Here is a 19,182-nt window from a genome sequence, read left to right on the forward strand (position 1 = left end):
GGCGGGTAGATCGGCGTCGCTCATCGCCACGTCCCCCAGCGCTCGCCGTCACGCATCCCGGGCTGGCCGGTCGCAGATGGCCTAACGAGAGTACGCGGACCTTTGCAGCCACGACGCACCCATCCATGCTCCGCTCGATCCATTTCGCATCCCTCGCAAAACGCTCTCTCAACAAGCTGAGGACCCGATCGAGAAACTCAGGCGCACAAATTTACAAAAAGTGTGAAAGCCTAGGTGCCCCCCTTCTTGCGAAAAAGCTGGCCAGGCTTGCCCCCATCGCCTCGACCATGATCGCAAACGTCATGAGATCCTGGAGCTCCAGAGCGATCCGGGCGACGAGGCGACTCAACACGGCAAACCAGCGCCAACCCTTCTTAGCCGCCGCATGCGCCTCATCGGCTCATCGGCTCGCACCAGGCAAGAAGACCACGGAACGTGACTATACACCCCATTCCTAGAGGAGAATACCGGGCAAGACTTTGCGCTGGCTCAGGGTCCCGGAATCTACCCAGAGACGTCCAGCCCACTGCAGGATGGATGAGGCTCCGTCAGAGCCTCACGCCAGAGGAGCCCGCCAGCTCGGCCTGGATCTCCTGGGCCCAAGCGAAGGCCTCGAGAAAATAGCTGGACAGGTCCCGAGAATCGAGGCCCGCCGGCAAGTCGACGCTGACCTGATCGACGGACTCGATCTGCGCAGCACCTGCCAGCACCTGCCCCAGCGTACCCGCATGGCGCAGCAGGGCCTCTTTCAGCGAAGCGTCGAGCGGAAGGTGCTCCAGCGCCTCGGCAAGCGGAACGCCGAGGATTTCGTCCAGATTGGCGAAGAGGCCAACGGTGAAGAGCGCGTCCTTGAGCTTGGGTAGATGGCGCTCGCCGACCATCTGGCAGAAGCGCGCAAAGGTCAGCGAGCGGGTGAAGCTGTACTGGCTCTCGGAACCGATGCTGCCCAGCACAATGAGCGCCGCCCATTGCCGGATGGTGCGCAGACCGACCAGGGAGATGGCCTGCATCAGATTGTGGATCGGTCGCCCCTGCGAAACGGCCGCGCTGCCGAGAAACCTCAGCAGCCGGTAGCTGAGGGTGACGTCCTGACTGATGAGCAGCTCGACCTCCTGCAGACTGATGTCGTCATCCTGCAGGCGTGCGAGCACCTTGAGCGCCTGCAGCCGATTCTCCGGAGGACGCTTGCCGGAGATGACGCGCGGCCGCGCCAGATAGTAGCCCTGGAAGAGATCGAAGCCCATGTTCAGACATTGCACGAACTGGATGTTGGTCTCGACCTTCTCGGCGAGCAGGCGGGGGCGTCGCACCCCAGGAATCGCCTCGATCTTGGCCCGAATGACCTCCTCGTCGTCACCGAGCACGTCCAGCTTGATGATGCCGCTGAGGGCGATCAAGGGATCCCAGTCGGCGCCGTAGACGAAGTCGTCCAGGGCCATCTCGAACCCCGCGCCGACAAGCTCCTTTACAGCGGCCACGAGCTCGGGCGTGACCTTCACCGTCTCGAGGATCTCGAGCACGACCCGCTTTGGCGGCAGCATCTCGATCAGCCCGCTGGACAGCAGGCCCTCGGTCAGGTTGATGAAGAGCTTCTTGTCGCGCCCCAGTCGCTCGACACCGATATCCGCGAAGGCGTTGACGATGACTTGCGAGCTCGCCGTGTCGCCATCCAATCCGCTCCCCGCAAGACCGCCATCCGCATTTCGGAACAGGAGCTCGTAGGCGACGACCTGCCGCTCACGATCGAAGATGGGCTGAACGCCGAGAAATGCATCTGTCATATAGGGTCACAAGCCAGGCGGGGATCGCGGGCTCTCTGCGCGAGCGGTCAAGACCCCATTATGGTCGGCCAGATCGAGGGCGCAATGCGTGACGTCGCGCTCAGATTCCGCGCACTGAGGGCGGGAGCCTCCGGCAGCGCCAGCGCGAGCGCCCCGGCGCAGCAGGGACCGTCGAGCGTGGGGACGGGGAGCTGGAATGTAATCGAGATTGGCCGGATACGACCCGCAAGCGCATGGCGCAGCGGCGCGATCGAGCGCCACGGGCCGAGGCAGGCGCTCGGCGTCAGCGCAGGCGAATGCTCGGCCAGGGAGGGGGCGAGCGCATCCCTGCACCAGCACCTCTGTGCTCCAAGCTGGGATCCCATCATGGATTCGGGCGACATCAGTGCTGGGAGTGTCGGCCTCCGGGCCGGAATCTGCTGACCGAGAGGTCAACACTCCCAGCGTCACCCCTTGCTGCAGCCCAGGATGGAACTGAGCACGACAGAGGCCGCGGCCTCAGAAGGTCTTGACGATCTGCAGACCCACCAGATGGGCATCGAAGGAGTAGTCGCCGTCGAGCGCCGTCGTCCCGTTCAGATCGGCTCCGGTGTAGGTAGTGCTGCTGCGGTAATTGCGGTCGTCGGCCGTGACATACATGTAGGCGGCCTCGAGGCTGTAGCCCTGACCGAGAGACTGCGCCAGACCGATGCTGAAGAGATGGCGGTCGTTGTCGGGGACGCGCGCGCTGAAGTGATCGTCACCCTGCGCGGTCTCGTCGTAGGTGTAGCCGAAGCGCAGCTGGGTCTGCGGCTGCACCTGATAGGTGACGCCGAGCCGATAGGCATTGGAATCGTCCCAATCGTTCTGATCGGCGAAGATCACCTCGCCCGTGCCCTTGCCGGTGACCTTGAGGTCATTGAAGCTGCTCCAGCCGGTGCGCGTGATATCCACCTCGACCGCGAGCTGACCATTCACCGCATAGCGCGCACCGACCTGCAACCGCCAAGGCAGATCGAAGTCGACCTCGGCCTTCTGCGCGGGCGCCAAGCGCCCGAGATAGACCAGCGTCTGGCTCAAGGGCACATAGTCGCCGCTGACATCGACGGTCGCACTCGAGCGATAGGAGGCGCCCAGGCTCCAAGGCCCCTCGCGATAGAGCGCCCCAAGGTTGAAGCCCAGTCCCATGCCGTCGCCCTTCAGAGAGCCGGCTGTCGAGGCGAGCTTCGCGGTCTTGGTCCAGTAGATGTCCAGGCCCGCGGAAAGGCTCAGGTTGTCGTTGACGCGATAGGTGCCTGTCGGACTGAAGTCCACCACCTCGAGCTGGCTCGCCGTGGGATGACCGAGCGGGACCTCGGGATCGAGCGGAGCCGGAACCGGCAGGGTCCTGGTACCACTGACGGCCGGGAAGGCCCCGTCCTCCCAGCGGGTCTCCAGACCGAAAGGCGTATTGACGGCAAAGCCCAGGCGCCAAGCATCATTGAGCTTGAGCGCCGCCTGGAGGGCAGGCAAGGCGACCCAATCCGCCCCCTGGCTATCGTGGCTACCTGACGCGGTCTCGACGGAGAAGCTCGGACTGATGAGTACCGTGCCAACCGCGATGCTGGATTCATCGTGGAACCCCATGGCAGCCGGGTTGTAGGCGAACGCGCCGACTTCCTCTGGGTTCGCGACCAAGGCGTTCGCGGTGCCAAGGCCAGCGACGGAAGCCTCGGGCAGCATGAAGCCTGCACCCAAGGCGGCGTTTTGAGCCCCGACGGCGCCGGCTGCGATCAGCAGCGCAATTGAGCGGGCGACCCTCTGATTCATCATGTGGTGATTCCTTAACATCGACTCTGTAAACGGACATGCTTGGCCTTCGAGCCATCCAGCTCGATTGCGCCCATGCCTCATTCGAAGGCAAACCGTTTCAAGAGGAGGACGACGTACGGGAGCCGGAGCGCTGACTTGAGAATCACCCAGTCGGACGGCATTTCATGCTGCGATGGCGACCTAGACTCAGGCGTCGATCATGGTTTCGGCCAGCTGTCTCCCGAAGGGTGGACAAGCGCAGCGCGGTCCACCTGCGCCGGCGCGGGATTCGGTGGACTTCGCTCTCGCTCGTCCACCCTGCCGGCCCAACTGATGACCAAGGCCTAGACTCATGCAGTGCGTCCACTTTCCAACGGCTGCGGGGCAACATCGAGCCGGAGCCTAGCCCGTCGATTCCTCAAAGAGCCTTTCACTTCGGAAATCGCCGTCATCTCAAGGCGCTCGGGTCTCGATAAGCCGCGGAGAACTCTATGACATGGCCCGCTCCGTTTCCATACTTTGTTGCGACATTTTGTCATGTATGCGAAAAGTCACAGACACGGACCCCGTATCTGAGCGGCCCGATCGGGGGCTAGCTCGCTAGCCGTCACGCTAGGTACGGCTGATGGGTCTGTGATATAAGGAATTTCTATCTAGCCATACACTTCGTAGCCATAGACATCTAATAGAGTGACATCTGGATGGCGGATCGCAGACTTCAGGTGTTTCATACCGTTGCCCGACTCCTGAGCTTCACCAAGGCCGCGGAAACGCTGCACATGACGCAGCCCGCGGTGACCTTTCAGGTGCGACAGCTCGAAGAGCACTTCAACACACGCCTCTTCGATCGGACGCACAACCGCATCAGCCTGACCGAGGCGGGACGCGTTGTCTATGCGTCGTCCGAGCGCATTTTCGAGCTCTATGCCGAAATGGAGAACGCGGTTCGGGAGATCACTGGCGAGATCAGCGGCGCCCTCACCATCGGCGCCAGCACCACCATCGCCGAGTACATGCTCCCGACCCTGCTTGGGGATTTCAAAGAGCGCTACCCCGACGTCACGATTCACCTCAAGGTGGCCAACTCCGAAGGCATCGTCTCCATGGTCGAGAGCAACGCCATCGACCTCGGGATCGTGGAGGCGCCGGTCGCGAACAAGAATCTCGTCGTCGAGGTCTGCAAGCAGGATCAGCTCGTGGCCATCGTGCCGCCCGACCATCCCCTCGCCGCACTCGAGGAGGTCGAGGTCAAGCGCTTGCTGGAATACCCCTTCATCTGCCGGGAAGAAGGCTCTGGCACGCGCGAGGTCATCAGCGACTACCTCCAGATCCAGCCCAGCTGCAACACCGCGCTGAAAGTCGCGATGGAGCTAGGCAGCCCAGAGGCCATCAAGGGGGCCGTCGAGGCGGGCATGGGTGTGTCCGTGGTCTCTCGAGCCACCATCCAGAAGGAGCTCAGACTGGGCACGCTCGTAGCACTGCAGCTCAGCCCGCCGCTGGAGCGCCCCTTCTCCTTCGTCCACCAGAAGCAGAAGTTTCGGCTCCGCGTCATGGAAGAGCTGCTGGAGTTCGCGCGCGAGTATTGCCATCGCCAGAGCGAGCACGCCACCTAGAGGACCGCCGAACGGCTGCCAGCCTGCCCGCGCGACTTACCGGTCGAGAGGAAACGCCCGACGGCCTTTCTTGTCGAATCACTCATCCCGGCCCCCGAACGAGGCTGGACGCCCCGCTAGGCGCAGCGCAGCCCAGGGCAGCGACCAGGATCTCGCGCCTCGCTACGCACTGGTCTGAAATACCGACTGGTCCGAAGTGCCGACTGGTCTGAAGTGCTCAGTGGTCTAGACGTGGACCTTCCGCGAAGACTGTCGACACATCTCCAGGTATCATCGCGCTTCCACGGGCTGCCGCCATGACCGAGGTCGTCGGCGCCACCCCCATGCATCCGAGTCGTACTGCCTCCGAAGCCGAGTCTTCCAGCGTGTTGAGCCGACCAACCGAATCCGCCGACGAACGGCGATTGATCAAACGCTTTCGCAAGCTCTCCGCGGGCGACCGTCAGACGTTGCTCACATTGGCCGATTTCCTGGCGCAGCGCGACGCACCTGAGTCGCTAGGCACACCTGAAATCATCGAGGAGCCGAGGCTCATGCCGCGGCCCGAGAAAGAGACGGTCGTGGGAGCCATCAAGCGGCTGTCGCAGACCTACGCCATGCTGGAGCGCGACGCGCTGCTCAATGAGACCTCGGCGCTCATGTCGGCGCACGTCCTCCAAGGCCGCGGCGCGCCCGAGGTCATCGACGAGCTCGAGGCACTCTTTGCCCATCACTATTCGGAATACCGTCGCAAACACAGCCCGGAAGGCTAGTCCCGTCCCATGAACATCTTCGCAAGCTGGTTCCAGCGCAATCTCTCGGACCCGCAGATCGTCTTTCTCGCCGCGCTGCTGCTCGCCGGCTTCGCGGTCGTCCTCACCATGGGAGACATGCTTGCGCCCGTGCTGGCGAGCATCGTCATCGCCTATCTGCTCGAGGGCCTGGTCGGCCAGCTGGAGGAGCGCAACCTGCCGCGCCTCGCCAGCGTCGTTCTGGTCTACGCCCTCTTCCTGGCATTCGTGGTCACGGTGCTGGTGGTGGTCATGCCGCTGCTGTCACGCCAGATCACCGACCTGGTACAGCAGCTGCCGAACATGGTGTCGGAAGGGACGCGGGTGCTCATGGACCTGCCCGAGCGCTATCCGGAGATCGTCACCCAGGGCCAGGTCGACGAGGTGATCGCCTCGCTGCGGGCCGAGGTGGTCAATTTCGGTCAACAGGTCCTGTCCTGGTCGCTCGCGAGCGTCGTCGGCGTGATCACCATCATGGTCTACCTCATCCTAATGCCGATCCTCGTCTTCTTCTTCATGAAGGACAAGGGGCTCATCCTCGGCTGGTTCCGCCAGCACCTGCCCAGGCATCACGGCATCGCCGGCGACGTATGGAAAGACGTCGACCGGCAGATCTCGAACTATGTGCGCGGCAAGGCCTGGGAGATCCTCATCGTCTGGGCGGTGAGCTATGTGACCTTCTATGCCTTCGGGCTCAAATACTCCATGCTGCTCTCGCTGCTGGTCGGGCTCTCGGTGATCATCCCCTACATCGGCGCCGCCGTCGTCACCGTGCCCCTGCTGCTGGTCGCCTGGTTCCAATGGGGCTGGTCCTCGCAGTTCGCCTGGCTGACCGTGGCCTACGGCATCATCCAGGCCCTCGACGGCAATGTGCTCGTCCCGCTGCTCTTCTCGGAAGTGGTCAACCTCCACCCCGTGGCCATCATCGTCGCCATCCTAGTTTTCGGCGGTCTCTGGGGCTTCTGGGGCGTCTTCTTCGCGATCCCACTGGCCACGCTGGTCCAGGCGACCCTGACCGCCTGGCCAAGACGAAGCATTCAGACGGAATCGACAGGCGCGGCATGATCGGGCGGCAATAGCGCCTTCCGCAGGAAAAACGCCCTGCCGGAAGGCTCTCCGGCAGGGCGCTCTTGGGCGGCTCGAATCACGAGCCGCGTTATTCGAGAGCCGCCTCAGTTGAGACCGCACATCCCGCCCGAGCAGCAGCTCCCCGTCGGGCATGCCGGCGCGGTGCCGCTCCCCAGGCTGGAGCTGGTGACCACATTGCCGCCAGTCGCCAAGCGATGCACCGGGGCATCGGCCGGGGTGTCGCCCAGCTCCAGCCGCGCCCGCTCGCAAAGCTCGCCCCAATTGCTGAGCGTCTCGCTCATGCGGTGACTCACCTCGATGACCTGCCCATTGGCCTCGCACCGATAATCATAGGTTGGCATCTTGTCTCTCCGTCGAATATCGATAAACGCTAATGCGCGCGATTATAGGCAAGCGCGAAGCCGAGGCAAAGCCCACCGAGACCCGCGGTTATTCATCCTGAGGCGCAGTGCCCGATAGTGCTCGCGAGGACGCGGCGGGATCTCCGCGACCCATCGCGTCTGCGTCGGGCGATCACCTAGGAAGTGTCCGTCAACTGCCTCCCGCTGCTCTGGTCACGAAGCTCCTGCTTCGTGACCTCGGCGACGAAGCTCTGCTTCACGACGCCGAGCACTTCCGGCCCCTGCACCAGGCCGAAAAGCAGGGCTTACCCTCAGACTCGCGAAGCGGAGCTTCGTCTCGCGGGTGACGCAGCTGGAGCTGCGTCACCAGAGACCCAAATCGGGAAACGAGACATGGACAGCTCCTTAGCAGGCCGGACAAGGGGAGCCAAATGCCACCTTGGATCGGCAATTGGCTCCCCTGCGCAGCCGCGCCTAGACCATGCGCTCGAACAGATCGCGCATCGCGTCGACAAGGCCCTCGACGTCGCCCTGGTCATGGAAGAGGTGCGTCGAGATACGCAGCGCGTGAACGGCTTCGCCGCCAGAGGTCAGCTCGAAATCCGTGGTTCGGACGATATAGCCGTACTCCTCGCGCAGCCGGTCACGGAACTGCGTCAGCGTCGACAGGTCGGCTTGGTCCGTGAAGGGATTGAAGGCCGTGATGCCCCCGGTGAGCTCACGAATGTCCGGCGTATAGAGGACCGCGTCCGGAAGCTGCTCGCGGATCAAGTCGCGAGTCAGCTGGCTGAGGTCCTTGTCCCAGCTCTCGATCCGATCGCGTCCGATGCTGCCCCAGAGATCGCAGACATCGGCCAGGGCGCGAAGCGCCGGGTAGTTGTCGTTGCCCTTGTACTGCAAAGCCGTCTGCCATCCGAAGCGATCGACATAGTGCGCTAGCGACGAGTTGACGGCCCACATCGGCTTGCGCTCCGGCCAGAATTCGGCGCGGCGCGCGGCGCCGTCCCTCACGTACAACAGCCCAGTCCCGCCCGGACCGCATTGCCACTTGTGACCGGAGGCTGCATAGAAATCGCAGTCGATGGCATGAAGATCCAAGCTGAGCATGCCGGAGCCATGGGCACCGTCGATCAGTGTCGGAATCCCATTCGGCACCGCGACATCATCGCAGATTCGTGCGACCGGCAGGACAGCTCCCGTCTTGTAGGTCACGTGCGACATCACGATAAGACGCGTCTCGGGGCGAATCGCCGCCTCGATCGCGGCCAGATAGTCGTCCTCGGAGCCCGGGAAGACCGGGATGCTGACGTACTCGACCTGAACGCCCAAGCGATCCGCGAGCACCCAAAGCGGTGAGGTCGCCGCCACATGCTCATGGTGGGTCGCAATGACGTGATCTCCCTCACGGAGGTCCAAGCCGTGCAGCACGCTGACCATGCCGTCGGTCGTATTGCGGGTCATCACCAGCTCGGACGCATTGCAGCCGAACTGGGGGGCGATCCGCGCGACGAGATCGCCAGTATAGGGCCATGCGCCCCACTCGCCCTGCATGTCCCAGGGAGAGGTCGCGACGATGCGATTGTAGGTATCGTAGCTGTCGAGCACCGGCTTGGGCATAGAGCCCGTGGTGCCGATGTTCATGTAGGTGGCGTGCCGATCGAGCAGAAAGAGCTTGCGGACTTCTTTGAAGACCTTGTCGTCGCTCCAGCCCGGCTGGATGTTCAGGGTCGAGCGTCCCTGCCCCCCGGCGATCGCCGCCATTGGCCCGGTGAGTGTGGCCACGCCGACGGCCGTCGCACCGGCGAGCTTGAGAAACGACCGACGGTCGAGCGCTGAGTTCGAATGCTGTGCGTTTCGTGTATTTGACTTCACTGCCATGAGATCCATTCCTGTTTTGGGAGTAGCAAGCGAAGCGTACAACGTAGCGTGGATCAGAGACCCAGGTCGCAATTCCGGTCTTTGCGCCCAAGCCCAGAAGCGAACTGCCCAGAGAATTGACGAAGATCAATCAGAAAACACTCATGGGCCAGTCGCTGTCGACGCTGGGAGCCGAGGCGATCCTTGGACCTGCGAAGAGCCTCCAGCTCTTTCTTGGAGGGCGCACACCGATGCGAGCCGGTCGGCTCGCACTCGATGTGCGGATGGGAGGTTTTCAGCAGGAGTGACAGTAGTACCTTGGCAGGCCCGCCAGCCGGCATGCCTGCTTGCAGCCACCATCGGGGAAGAGCGACTCCAAGTGCTTGCGCGTGCAGGGCAGGTGCTCGGAGAGCTCGGCGCCGATCGACTTGACGATGACCTTGGGCGACGGCGGCATCTCATGGGTCGCGTAGTAGTCGCGCAGGAAGTGGATCACCCTCCAGTGGCAATCGGAGAGATCGAGCCCCTCCTCTTCCGCCATGGCCTGGGCGATCTCCGGCGCCCAGGCGTCGAAGTCGGCGAGGAGCCCTTGCTTGTTGATCTGCAGGTCTCGGCCTGCAATCTGGGTGGTCGACATGATCTTCCTCCACCACCTTTCGGTGGATCAGGTCAGCTTGGTGGTTAGCGCCTTTCCGCTGGCAGCGAGTCCTGTTATTGAGCGCGGCGCATGAGGCACGCGCCCGATGGATTGACAATTCTCAATCACGCATGTTCAAGCATGACCGGAAATCCCAGGGATGCAAGGAGCGATGAGACCGGGCAGCCGCCATCGAGCGTATCCGCGCTCGATGGCGGCCGAATCGGCAGGGGAGGAGCGAGAGGCTAGTGCGCAGACTTGAAACGCTTGCGCATGGCGTGGAGCGTCGGCTCCGTATAGCCGTTCGGCACCTCGCAGCCTTTGAAGACGAGGTCGCAGGCCGCCAGGAAGGCCACGCCGTCGTAGCCGGGCGCCATGGCGCGGTAGAGCGGATCACCTGCATTCTGCTCGTCCACCACCTCGGCCATGCGGCGCAGGGCCTCCATCACCTGCTCTTCCGAGACAATGCCATGGCGGAGCCAGTTGGCAACGTGCTGACTGGAGATGCGCAGTGTGGCGCGGTCCTCCATGAGCCCCAGGTTGGCGATGTCCGGCACCTTGGAGCAGCCGACGCCCTGGTCGATCCAGCGGACCACGTAGCCCAAGATACCCTGGCAGTTGTTGTCCAGCTCTTCCTGGATCTCCTCGGGCGTCCAGGCGCACTCCGGGTCGAGCGGGATCTGCAGCAAATTTTCCAGGGTCGCGCGCGGCTCGCCCTTGGCGAGCTCGGCCTGGACATCCGCCACCTTGACCTGGTGATAGTGCATCGCGTGCAGGGTCGCGGCTGTGGGCGACGGCACCCAGGCGCAGTTGGCCCCCGCCTTCGGGTGCGCGGCCTTGGTCGCGAGCATCGCCGCCATCTCGTCCGGCATGGTCCACATCCCCTTGCCGATCTGGGCATAGCCGCGCAGACCGCAGGCCAGCCCCGTATCCACGTTCCAGTCCTCGTAGGCGAGCAGCCAGGGGGCCTTTTTCATGTCCCCTTTGCGCAGCACGGCCCCAGCTTCCATGCAGCTGTGGATCTCATCGCCAGTGCGGTCCAGGAAGCCTGTGTTGATGAAGATGACGCGCTCGCGCGCCACCCGGATGCACTCCTTGAGGTTGAGCGTGGTGCGGCGCTCCTCGTCCATGATGCCGATCTTGAGCGTGTTGGGCGCCAGGCCCAGCGCGCCCTCGATCCGCCCAAAGAGATCCACCGCCAGCTGGACCTCCTCAGGGCCGTGCATCTTCGGCTTGACGATGTAGACGCTGCCCGAGCGCGAGTTGCGCTTGCGGCCATGCTCCGGGTGGACGTCGTGCAAGGCGCAGAGCACCGTCACCATGCCGTCGAGCATGCCCTCGGGCACCTCGTTGCCCTCCGCGTCGAGCACGGCATCCGTCGTCATCAGATGACCGACATTGCGCACCAGCATCAGCGAGCGCCCAGGCAGCGTGAGCGAGCCAACGCCGATGCGGCTGTAGCTGCGGTCCTCGGCAAGTGCGCGCTCCACCATGCGCCCGCCCTTGGTGAAGCTCGCGGTCAGATCCCCTGTCATGAGGCCGAGCCAGTTGCGGTAGACGCCGACCTTGTCCTCTGTGTCCACCGCGGCGACGGAATCCTCGCAGTCCTGGATGCTGGTGACGGCGGACTCCATCAGGATGTCGGCGATGCCGGCCGCACTCTGCTTGCCGACCGGGTGCTCACGGTCGATCACCAGCTCGATGTGCAGACCATTGTTGTCGAGCAAGACGGCGGTGATCTGATCGGCATTGCCACGATAACCGACGAATTGCCCGGTATCCTTGAGCATGGTCTCGCTGTTGTCCGGCAGCAGGACGACCAGCTTGCCGCTCTCCAGCTTGTAGCCACAGGCGTCCCCGTGCGAGCCGCGATTGAGCGGCACCACCTCGTCCAAGAAAGCCGCCGCCCGCGCGATCACCGCGGCGGCCCGCGCCGGGCTCAGCTCGCTGCCCCGCTCCAGCCCGCCGTCCTCGGGAATGGCGTCGGTCCCGTAAAGGGCGTCGTAGAGGCTGCCCCAGCGTGCGTTGGCGGCATTGAGCGCATAGCGGGCATTGCTCACAGGCACTACCAGCTGCGGCCCGGCGATCTCGGCGATCTCCGGGTCCACATTGGCCGTACTGATAGAGAATGAAGGCCCCTCGGGCACCAGATAGCCGATCTCGGTCAGGAAGGCGCGATAGGCGCCGAGATCGAGCGGCTGCCCAGCATGCGCGCGATGCCAGTCGTCGAGCTGGCGCTGCAGCGCGTCGCGCTTGGCCAGAAGCTCCCGATTGCGCGGCCCCAGCTCACGGACGATCTCGCCGAAGGCGCCCCAAACGGCATCCGGATCGAGCCCGAGCCCCGGCAGGATCTCTTGCTTCACAAGGTCGTACAGCGGCTTGGCGACCTTGAGGCCACCGACATCCAGGTATTCAGTCATCATCTCGACCTCCGTTTCCCCCGATGGACGAGGGCCCCGCAAAGGCTTATTGGTAGGATGGGTCTAGCAAAGACTGGATAGGATCAGGCCGTGCTTTCGCAGGTGCAACATCAAATGGATTGATTTGCCTAAAGCTCAAAATTGCATCAGCAGATCATTGAGCAGGCCATGCAGGTCACCAGCTGCCCCCGATCGCCTTCGAGGCCGCAGCCACGCTGCCCTCATGCCCGATCAACCTGCGCCAGCATGCCGCTGAGCGTCTTCAGCGCGGCCTGATAGTCGAACTGTTGGATTTGGAGACCAAGCCGGCGCGCCTCCTCGCCGAAGGCCTGGATCAAGAGCGCCTGATCGCGCTCATAGAGAGCATTGGCCTGAGTGTCGTCCATCTCAAGTAGGACCCTGAGCTGGTCGACGGACTCCGGCAGCGAGCCCGCGCTCGACAGGGCATCGCCCGACGGGCTCGCCAAGGGCGGCTGCACGCGCAGCCAAGGGGACTCGCGAATCTCGCGCAGGGCAAGGTCCAGCGCATCGGCCAGATGCCGGCCCGAGCGTAACGCCTCGGCACCGCGCTCGCGTGCGTCGGATTCCGCGCGCGCAGCCAGCAGCGCCAAGCCTTCGGCGAACAGCGTCCCCGCCGTCCCCTTCAGGCGGTGAGCGACGAAGATCAGCTGATCCATGTCACCACTCTCGACGGCCGCCCTCAAGCAGGCGGACTGGTCGGCATTGGAGTCCAAAATAGAGCCCAGAAGCCGAGGCACGAAGGCCGGGTTACGCGCGTAGCGCACCTCCAGCGCCCGCCAATCGATCCAAGAGTCCACCCCCTCTTCCAGCGGCAGAGGAGTCACCTCGGGCAAGCGCGGCTGCGCGCCCGGGGCCGCGCCCACCTCATGGCTGCCCCGAGCGACGTGGCGCAGGATTGTCTGGATGAGTGCATCGAGATCGACCGGCTTGGCGATGTGATCGACCATGCCCGCGTTCAGGCACTGCGCCCGCTCCGACTGCAGTGCATGGGCGGTCAGGCCGACGATGGGCAGCTCGGGAGCCAGCTCACGGATGCGGCCGGTCGCCTCCAAGCCATCCATCACCGGCATCTGGATATCCATCAAGACGAGGTCGAAGGCAGCCGCGCCGTCTTGGCGAACCCGCTCGACCGCCTCAAACCCGTTCTCGACCTGCACCAGCCAGCAACCCTCGCCGTTGAGCAGCTCCTCGAGGACCAGCCGATTCGCGGGATTGTCCTCGGCAACGAGGATGACGAGCCCGTGCAGGCGCGCACGCCCCACGGCGGCCAGCGCAGGCGCACGCGGCGTGGTGCGGTGGGCCCCGAGCTGACCGCGCGGCGCCCTCAGCGGCATACGCACATCGAACCGCGTGCCTTTGTCTGGCTGGCTTCGGGCACGAATATCCCCGCCCATCATCTCGACGAGCCGCTTACTGATCGCAAGCCCGAGCCCAGTGCCGCCGAAGCGGCGGGTAATGGAGCCATCCGCCTGCTCGAAGGGGTGGTAGAGATTGTCGAGCTGCTCCGGCGTCATGCCGATACCTGTGTCTTCGACGCAGAAGCAAAGCCGATCGGCCTGGCGCTCGATGCCGAGCGAGATCTGTCCGCGCTCGGTGAACTTGATGGCGTTGGAGAGGAGGTTTCCGAGGATCTGCGCCAGCCTGAGATCGTCGCCGCGGAAGGTCGCGGGCAGCTCGCGCCCCTCCCGCAGAACGAATCTCAGCCCCTTGTCCTCGATGCGCGTGGCGATCATGTCGCTCATGCGCTCGATCAGGGCACGCAGATCCACAGTTGCTTCGGCGACGACCAGCTTCCCGGCATCGATCTTGGAGAAATCCAGGATGTCGTTGACGATCCCCAGCAGCAGCTGACCGGAGTCGAAGATACGCTTGAAGTAGTCCCTGGCCTTGCCTGCGTCGCTGTGCCGCTCCCCGACCTGCGCGAAGCCCAAGACTGCGTTCAATGGCGTGCGAATCTCGTGACTCATGTTGGCCAAGAACTCGCTCTTCAGCCGCGCGAGACGCTCCGCCTCCGCCAGCGCGGCCTCGCGCGCCGCCTCCGTCTGCTTCTGCACCGAGATATCGATGAAGCTGACCACCGAGCCGATGGCCTCTCCATCCTTGTACATGGGGTGGGAGGAATAGGTCACCGGGAAGGAGCGCCCGTCCGCGCGCCAGAAGACATCCTCGACCTGGCGAATGACCTTGTGCTCGCTCAGCGCCCCATGCAGGGGACAGAGCGACTTCTCCAAGGCCGTGCCGTCGGCGCGACTGTGGTGAATCAGCTCATGCATCGCGCGCCCCAGAACCTCCTCGGGCTTGAGGCCCAGCATGGCGCAGGCGGCTGGATTGATGAAGGTGGCCCGCCCCTGGGTGTCTTCGCCAAAGAGCCCATCCGCGCTGGACTCCAGGATGAGACGGCTGCGCTCCTCCGCCAGCCGCAGCTCGGCGGTGCGGGTCTCGACCAGCTCCTCCAGGTTCAGGCGATAGTGCTCCAGCTCCTCCTCGACGCGCTTCTGCTCCGTGATGTCCTCCTTGACCGCGAGGTAGTGCGTCACCTCGCCGCCCGGCTGACGCACCGGCGAGATCACGGCTTGCTCGACGTATTCGACACCGTCCTTGCGCTTGTTGATGAACTCGCCGCGCCAGACATCACCGCGGGCCAGGGTATCCCAAAGCTCGCGGTGCACCTCCGGGGGCGTATTGCCGGAGCTCAAGATGCGCGGATTCTCGCCGATCGCCTCCTCGGGACTGTAGCCGGACGCTTGGGAGAACGCGGGATTGACGTACTGGATACGCCCCTCGGCATCAGTGATGACGATGCTGGTGGGCGTCTGCTCCACCGCCAGGGACAGCTGCATCAGACGCTCCTCGGAGCGTTTTCGCGCCGAGATATCGAGCTGGGTCCCCGCCATGCGCAGCGGATTCCCGTCGGCATCCCACTCGACCACGCGCCCGCGATCGAGCACCCAGCAAAGGTGGCCGTCCTTGTGCTTGAGGCGGGCCTCGGCCTCATAGACATCCAGCTCGCCGGCGAAGTGGCGCTCCAGCGCATGAAGCGCCTCGACGAGATCGTCCGCATGGCAGAGATGCTTCCAGGTGTCGACGGTGATTGGCTCCAGCTCCTCCAGCTCATACCCAAGCATCTGCGCCCAGCGCGCATTGACCTCGAGCTGGCCGGTCGGGATACGCCAATCCCACATGCCGACCTCGGCCGCGTCCAACGCCAGCGACAGTCGCTCGCGGCTCTCCTCGAGCGCCCGCTCGAGCTCGATGCGCTCGCTGACATCGTCGTAGACCGCGACCAGATCGCCGTCCGAGAGGCGATAGACGAAGCTCTCGCGCCAGCCCGAGCGCTGCGCATCCTGGTAGTAGCCGGGCGCAAGGTGCTCGGGCGTCCCCGTCTCCCAGACCCGTTTGAGCGCGCCCAGGAATCCCATCTTCTCGACACCCGAGAAGGCCTCGGTCAGCCTGCGGCCCCTGATGTCGGCTCGACGGATGCCCTCGATGCGCTCGACGGCGAGATTGGCATCCCGAATCAAGAAATCCTGTCCATCATCCGAGGCTTGGAAGATACAGACACCGCTGCGCATGCTCTCGAACAAGGCGTGGTAGCGCACCTCGCTCGCGCGCAGCTCCCGTTCCGCGCGGCGCTGCCACACGATGCGCCAGATCTCGTTGGCGATCAGCTGCAGGGTCTCGACATCCGTGTCGCTGTAGGGACTCGGCTTGTTGCCCACGCCCGCCATCATGCGCACCAGATCGCCCTCGATCACCGGCAGGCTGATCAGCCGCTCCAGGCGGGAATGTCCCTCCGGAAGGCCCTTCTTGTTGGGCGCGGAGACATAGTCGTTGAACACCACTGGAGCGCGGGCGCGCAAGGCATCCGCCCAGATTCCGGCCTGGCCGATGGGATAGTGACGGTCGAACGCCACTTCGCAGTACTCCTCCAGTGTGCGGCCGGACCAGGTCACCAGCTCGATCTCCTGCTGATCCTCGTGCACGAAATGGATGAAGGAGATGGCGCTCTCGGTCAGCTCCTCGGCCAGCTCCAGGCCGAACTGCATCAGCTCGGCCTCGGTCATGCGCTCCGCCGCCCGTGGCAGCTCCAGCAGGGCGCTCGCGCGCCTGGTCTGTAGGCGCAGCGCCGCCTCATCGCGCTTGCGCGCGGTGATATCGCGGTCGATCCCTCGGTAGCCCTGAAAACTCCCGTCGCTCGCCAAGAGCGGCGTACCAGATGTTTCCAAGACCACCGCATGCCCGTCCTTGTGCAGACAGGTATTCTCGAGCATGGAAAAGGCGCGCCGCGCGTTGACAATCGCACGGAAGGCCTGGCTTACGCGCTCGGCCTCGTCTGGCGCCATGAGGTCGAAGGGCGTTCGCCCGACCAGCTCGTCCGGGCTGTAGCCGAGGAGCTGCTGACAGACCGGGCTGGCGTAGGTGTAGCGCGTCTCGGCATCCACTTCCCAGATCCAATCCAGCGTGCTCTCGACCAGGGCGCGGTAGCGTGCCTCGCTGTCGCGCAGCGCGGCTTGAGTCGACTGCAGCTCCGCTTGCTGCCGTCGCACCGCCAGCGCCTGGCCGATGGCCGTCGGCAGGCGAGTCAGCCGGTCCTTCAGGATGTAGTCGTGGGCCCCCGCGCGAAGCAGCTCGACGGCGGCCTCCTCACCCAGCGCGCCCGTGACGAAGATGAACGGCAGCAGGGGCTGACGCTCATGCGCCAAGTCCAGCGCCTGGCGACCGTCGAACTGGGGTAGCCTGTAGTCCGCAAGGACGATATCCGGCGCGAAGGCATCCAGGGCGGCGAGGAAGGTATCACGCCCCAGCACCCGCCGCGATTCGAAGCGCAATCCGGCCTTGCGCAGGGCGCGCTCGGTCAGCTCGGCGTCGACCGGGCTGTCTTCCAGAAGCAGGATGCGCAGCGGCTCGCTCATCGCTCCTGCCGAATCTCGGGCGGCACCCGGTTGACGAGCACCCAGTACATGCCGAGGCTCGCGACGGTACGCGCGAACTCGTCGAAGGCAACGGGCTTGGCGACGAAGCTGTTGACCCCGAGCTGGTAGGTCGCGACCAGGTCTTGCTCCTCGCGCGAGGAGGTCAGGACCACGACGGGCAGCTCGCGTGTCGTCGGATCGCCCCGAATCGCGGTCAGCACCTCGATGCCGTCGACCTTGGGCAAGCGCAGGTCGAGCAGCACCACGCGGGGCAGCTGCTTCGGCCACTGCGCGTAGCTGCCGCGGTGAAAGAGAAAGTCGAGCGCGGCGGCACCATCCTTGACCCATTCCAGCCGATTAGCCAGGTTGTTCTTACGCAGGGCGCGCATCGCCAGCTCCGCGTCGTTGGCGTTGTCCTCGACCAGGAGGATGTCAACCATGAAGTCTTGACTGACCATACTGCTGCTCCTGTGAGCGATCGGTTGGGACGGTCGGCAGGGTGAAGCTGAAGGCGGCGCCCTCGCCGACCGCTCCAGTTGCCTCGACATGCCCGTGATGCTTCTCGACGAAGCGCTTGACGATGGCGAGACCGACCCCGGTCCCCTCGAACTCGTCGACGCTGTGCAGACGCAAGAAGAGCCCGAAGAGCTTGCTGCTATAGGCGGGGTCGAACCCCGCGCCATTGTCCGTGACGCAATAGCGAATAGCGCCGGGGAGCCGCTCGGCGCTGACCTCGATGACGGCTGGGTCGCGCCCCCAGGTGAACTTGACGGCGTTGGCAAGAAGGTTCTGCCAGACTTGGCGGATCGCCCGGGGGTCGCAGGCCGCCCTTCCCAGGTCCCCGCAGATGAAGCGTACCGATCGACCGGACCGCTCCTCGGAGAGCGTCGCCCAAACCTCATCGACCAGCCCATTCATGTCGATCTCGAGCTGCTCGAGCTCGAGCCGACCGGCGCGCGACAGGGACAGGATGTCGTCGATCAGCTGCTCCATGCGCTTGGCATTGTCGCTTACCACGGCGAAGAGCCGACGGCCCTCATCGTCGAATGAGGGTCCGTAGTCCTCTTGCAAGATGCCGATGAAGCCGTCGATCGCCCGCAGGGGTGCGCGCAAATCGTGCGAGACGGAATAGCTGAAGTTCTCCAGGTCTTTGACGGCGTCCTCGAGCTCGCGCGCACGCTGCTCGCGCGCCTGCTCGGCCTCCGCCAGCCTGTGCAGCATCCGGTTGAAGTCCTTGCCGAGCTGGGCGAACTCGTCCTCCCCAGCCAGCACCAAGCCCTCGGGGACACCGCCGCGGCCGACCTTTTTGGTCTCGGCGCTGAGGGTATGAATCGCGGCCCCGACGCGCTTGAGCATGGGATGGGTCAGGAGAAGCACCACGACGGCGGAGCCGCCGAACAGCCACAGCTCGGTCACCCAAAGCTGGTCGCTGTAGGCCGTCGCGGCGGCGTAGCTCAGACGGTGAAGGCGCTGCGCGAAGGGCTGCAGCTCGCTGATCGAGCGGAAGAGGCGGCTGGCGACCTCACGGCTCTGGGGATCATCGAGCTGCCGGAGCGCGGGCACCGAAAGCCCGTCGAGGTTCATGAAATGGATGCGGATCAGGATCAGCCGCCTCTCCATTTCGCTCAGTAGAGTCACCAGACCGGGCGCGCTCGCGGAGGCCTTGAGCGCCAGCATCTGGAGGTCGAGGTCCTCGAGCAGCCGGTAGCCCTTGCGGCGCCCCGAGTTGACGCGGCTCTCGACGAAGCGGCGGCTGACCTGCTGGAGCTGCCGCAGCTCCTCGAGCATCTCCTCGGCCAGCTGAGCACGCTCACGCAGGATGTCGAGCCGGTCCTGGCCACGATAGAAGGTCAAGCTGAAGACGACCGCCATCACGAGCGGAAGCAGTCCGATCAGCTTGAGCTTGGCCTTGATGCCCATGGCGGTCAGTGGAAGCACGGCAGATGCGTCGACACCAGAGGAGTCGCCAG

General features: G+C 64.5%; 12 protein-coding genes. 3 read left to right on the top strand and 9 right to left on the bottom strand.

The window, feature by feature from the left end; genetic code table 11:
* Window positions 1-548: 548 nt before the first annotated feature.
* A complete protein-coding gene (locus G3446_RS11205; protein WP_164452919.1) occupies window positions 549-1,781 on the bottom strand; it encodes an EAL and HDOD domain-containing protein in 1,233 nt (410 codons plus the stop codon).
* 498 nt (window positions 1,782-2,279) lie between these two features.
* Window positions 2,280-3,572 (bottom strand): OmpP1/FadL family transporter, encoded by a 1,293-nt coding sequence (locus tag G3446_RS11210; protein ID WP_164452920.1) that lies wholly within the window; start codon window positions 3,570-3,572, stop codon window positions 2,280-2,282.
* A gap of 680 nt (window positions 3,573-4,252) precedes the next feature.
* Here G3446_RS11210 and G3446_RS11215 point away from each other — a divergent pair.
* From G3446_RS11215 to G3446_RS11225, 3 genes are all read left to right on the top strand, one after another.
* Window positions 4,253-5,164 carry a selenium metabolism-associated LysR family transcriptional regulator gene (locus tag G3446_RS11215; RefSeq protein ID WP_164452921.1) on the top strand — a complete coding sequence of 304 codons (912 nt, stop codon included), beginning with the start codon at window positions 4,253-4,255 and terminating at the stop codon, window positions 5,162-5,164.
* A gap of 365 nt (window positions 5,165-5,529) precedes the next feature.
* Window positions 5,530-5,916 (top strand): hypothetical protein, encoded by a 387-nt coding sequence (locus tag G3446_RS11220; protein ID WP_342450098.1) that lies wholly within the window; start codon window positions 5,530-5,532, stop codon window positions 5,914-5,916.
* A gap of 9 nt (window positions 5,917-5,925) precedes the next feature.
* Window positions 5,926-6,999, top strand: a complete 1,074-nt coding sequence (locus G3446_RS11225) for an AI-2E family transporter (protein WP_164452922.1) — start codon at window positions 5,926-5,928, stop codon at window positions 6,997-6,999.
* 107 nt (window positions 7,000-7,106) lie between these two features.
* On the opposite strand, the gene G3446_RS11230 is transcribed toward G3446_RS11225, so the two are convergent.
* From G3446_RS11230 to G3446_RS11260, 7 genes are all read right to left on the bottom strand, one after another.
* Window positions 7,107-7,364 (bottom strand): FmdB family zinc ribbon protein, encoded by a 258-nt coding sequence (locus G3446_RS11230; protein WP_164452923.1) that lies wholly within the window; start codon window positions 7,362-7,364, stop codon window positions 7,107-7,109.
* 474 nt (window positions 7,365-7,838) lie between these two features.
* Window positions 7,839-9,146 (bottom strand): aminotransferase class V-fold PLP-dependent enzyme, encoded by a 1,308-nt coding sequence (locus tag G3446_RS11235; protein WP_209262355.1) that lies wholly within the window; start codon window positions 9,144-9,146, stop codon window positions 7,839-7,841.
* A 370-nt stretch (window positions 9,147-9,516) separates the two neighbouring features.
* Window positions 9,517-9,858: a TusE/DsrC/DsvC family sulfur relay protein gene (locus G3446_RS11240; RefSeq protein ID WP_164452925.1), complete on the bottom strand. Its 342-nt coding sequence runs from the start codon at window positions 9,856-9,858 to the stop codon at window positions 9,517-9,519.
* Window positions 9,859-10,103: 245 nt separating this feature from the next.
* A complete protein-coding gene (locus G3446_RS11245) occupies window positions 10,104-12,278 on the bottom strand; it encodes a malate synthase G (RefSeq protein WP_164452939.1) in 2,175 nt (724 codons plus the stop codon).
* Window positions 12,279-12,499: 221 nt separating this feature from the next.
* Window positions 12,500-17,212 carry a PAS domain S-box protein gene (locus G3446_RS11250; RefSeq protein WP_164452926.1) on the bottom strand — a complete coding sequence of 1,571 codons (4,713 nt, stop codon included), beginning with the start codon at window positions 17,210-17,212 and terminating at the stop codon, window positions 12,500-12,502.
* The gene (locus tag G3446_RS11255; protein ID WP_164452927.1) at window positions 17,209-17,670 is read right to left on the bottom strand and encodes a response regulator; all 462 of its coding nucleotides are present in this window, start codon (window positions 17,668-17,670) and stop codon (window positions 17,209-17,211) included. Before G3446_RS11255 ends, G3446_RS11250 begins: the two co-directional genes overlap by 4 nt.
* A complete protein-coding gene (locus tag G3446_RS11260) occupies window positions 17,645-19,150 on the bottom strand; it encodes a sensor histidine kinase (RefSeq protein ID WP_342450099.1) in 1,506 nt (501 codons plus the stop codon). The genes G3446_RS11255 and G3446_RS11260 overlap by 26 nt, the downstream gene beginning before the upstream one ends.
* Between the last annotated feature and the right edge of the window lie 32 nt (window positions 19,151-19,182).

The sequence above is a fragment of the Thiorhodococcus minor genome, from assembly GCF_010820565.1.
Classification (GTDB): domain Bacteria; phylum Pseudomonadota; class Gammaproteobacteria; order Chromatiales; family Chromatiaceae; genus Thiorhodococcus; species Thiorhodococcus minor.

Bases quoted from the DNA above. Each gene is read 5' to 3' on its own strand.
- G3446_RS11240 (WP_164452925.1), bottom strand. From the start codon at position 9,858: ATGTCGACCACCCAGATTGCAGGCCGAGACCTGCAGATCAACAAGCAA.
- G3446_RS11215 (WP_164452921.1), top strand. From the start codon at position 4,253: ATGGCGGATCGCAGACTTCAGGTGTTTCATACCGTTGCCCGACTCCTG.
- G3446_RS11255 (WP_164452927.1), bottom strand. From the start codon at position 17,670: ATGGTCAGTCAAGACTTCATGGTTGACATCCTCCTGGTCGAGGACAAC.
- G3446_RS11245 (WP_164452939.1), bottom strand. From the start codon at position 12,278: ATGACTGAATACCTGGATGTCGGTGGCCTCAAGGTCGCCAAGCCGCTG.
- G3446_RS11250 (WP_164452926.1), bottom strand. From the start codon at position 17,212: ATGAGCGAGCCGCTGCGCATCCTGCTTCTGGAAGACAGCCCGGTCGAC.
- G3446_RS11225 (WP_164452922.1), top strand. From the start codon at position 5,926: ATGAACATCTTCGCAAGCTGGTTCCAGCGCAATCTCTCGGACCCGCAG.
- G3446_RS11205 (WP_164452919.1), bottom strand. From the start codon at position 1,781: ATGACAGATGCATTTCTCGGCGTTCAGCCCATCTTCGATCGTGAGCGG.
- G3446_RS11210 (WP_164452920.1), bottom strand. From the start codon at position 3,572: ATGATGAATCAGAGGGTCGCCCGCTCAATTGCGCTGCTGATCGCAGCC.
- G3446_RS11230 (WP_164452923.1), bottom strand. From the start codon at position 7,364: ATGCCAACCTATGATTATCGGTGCGAGGCCAATGGGCAGGTCATCGAG.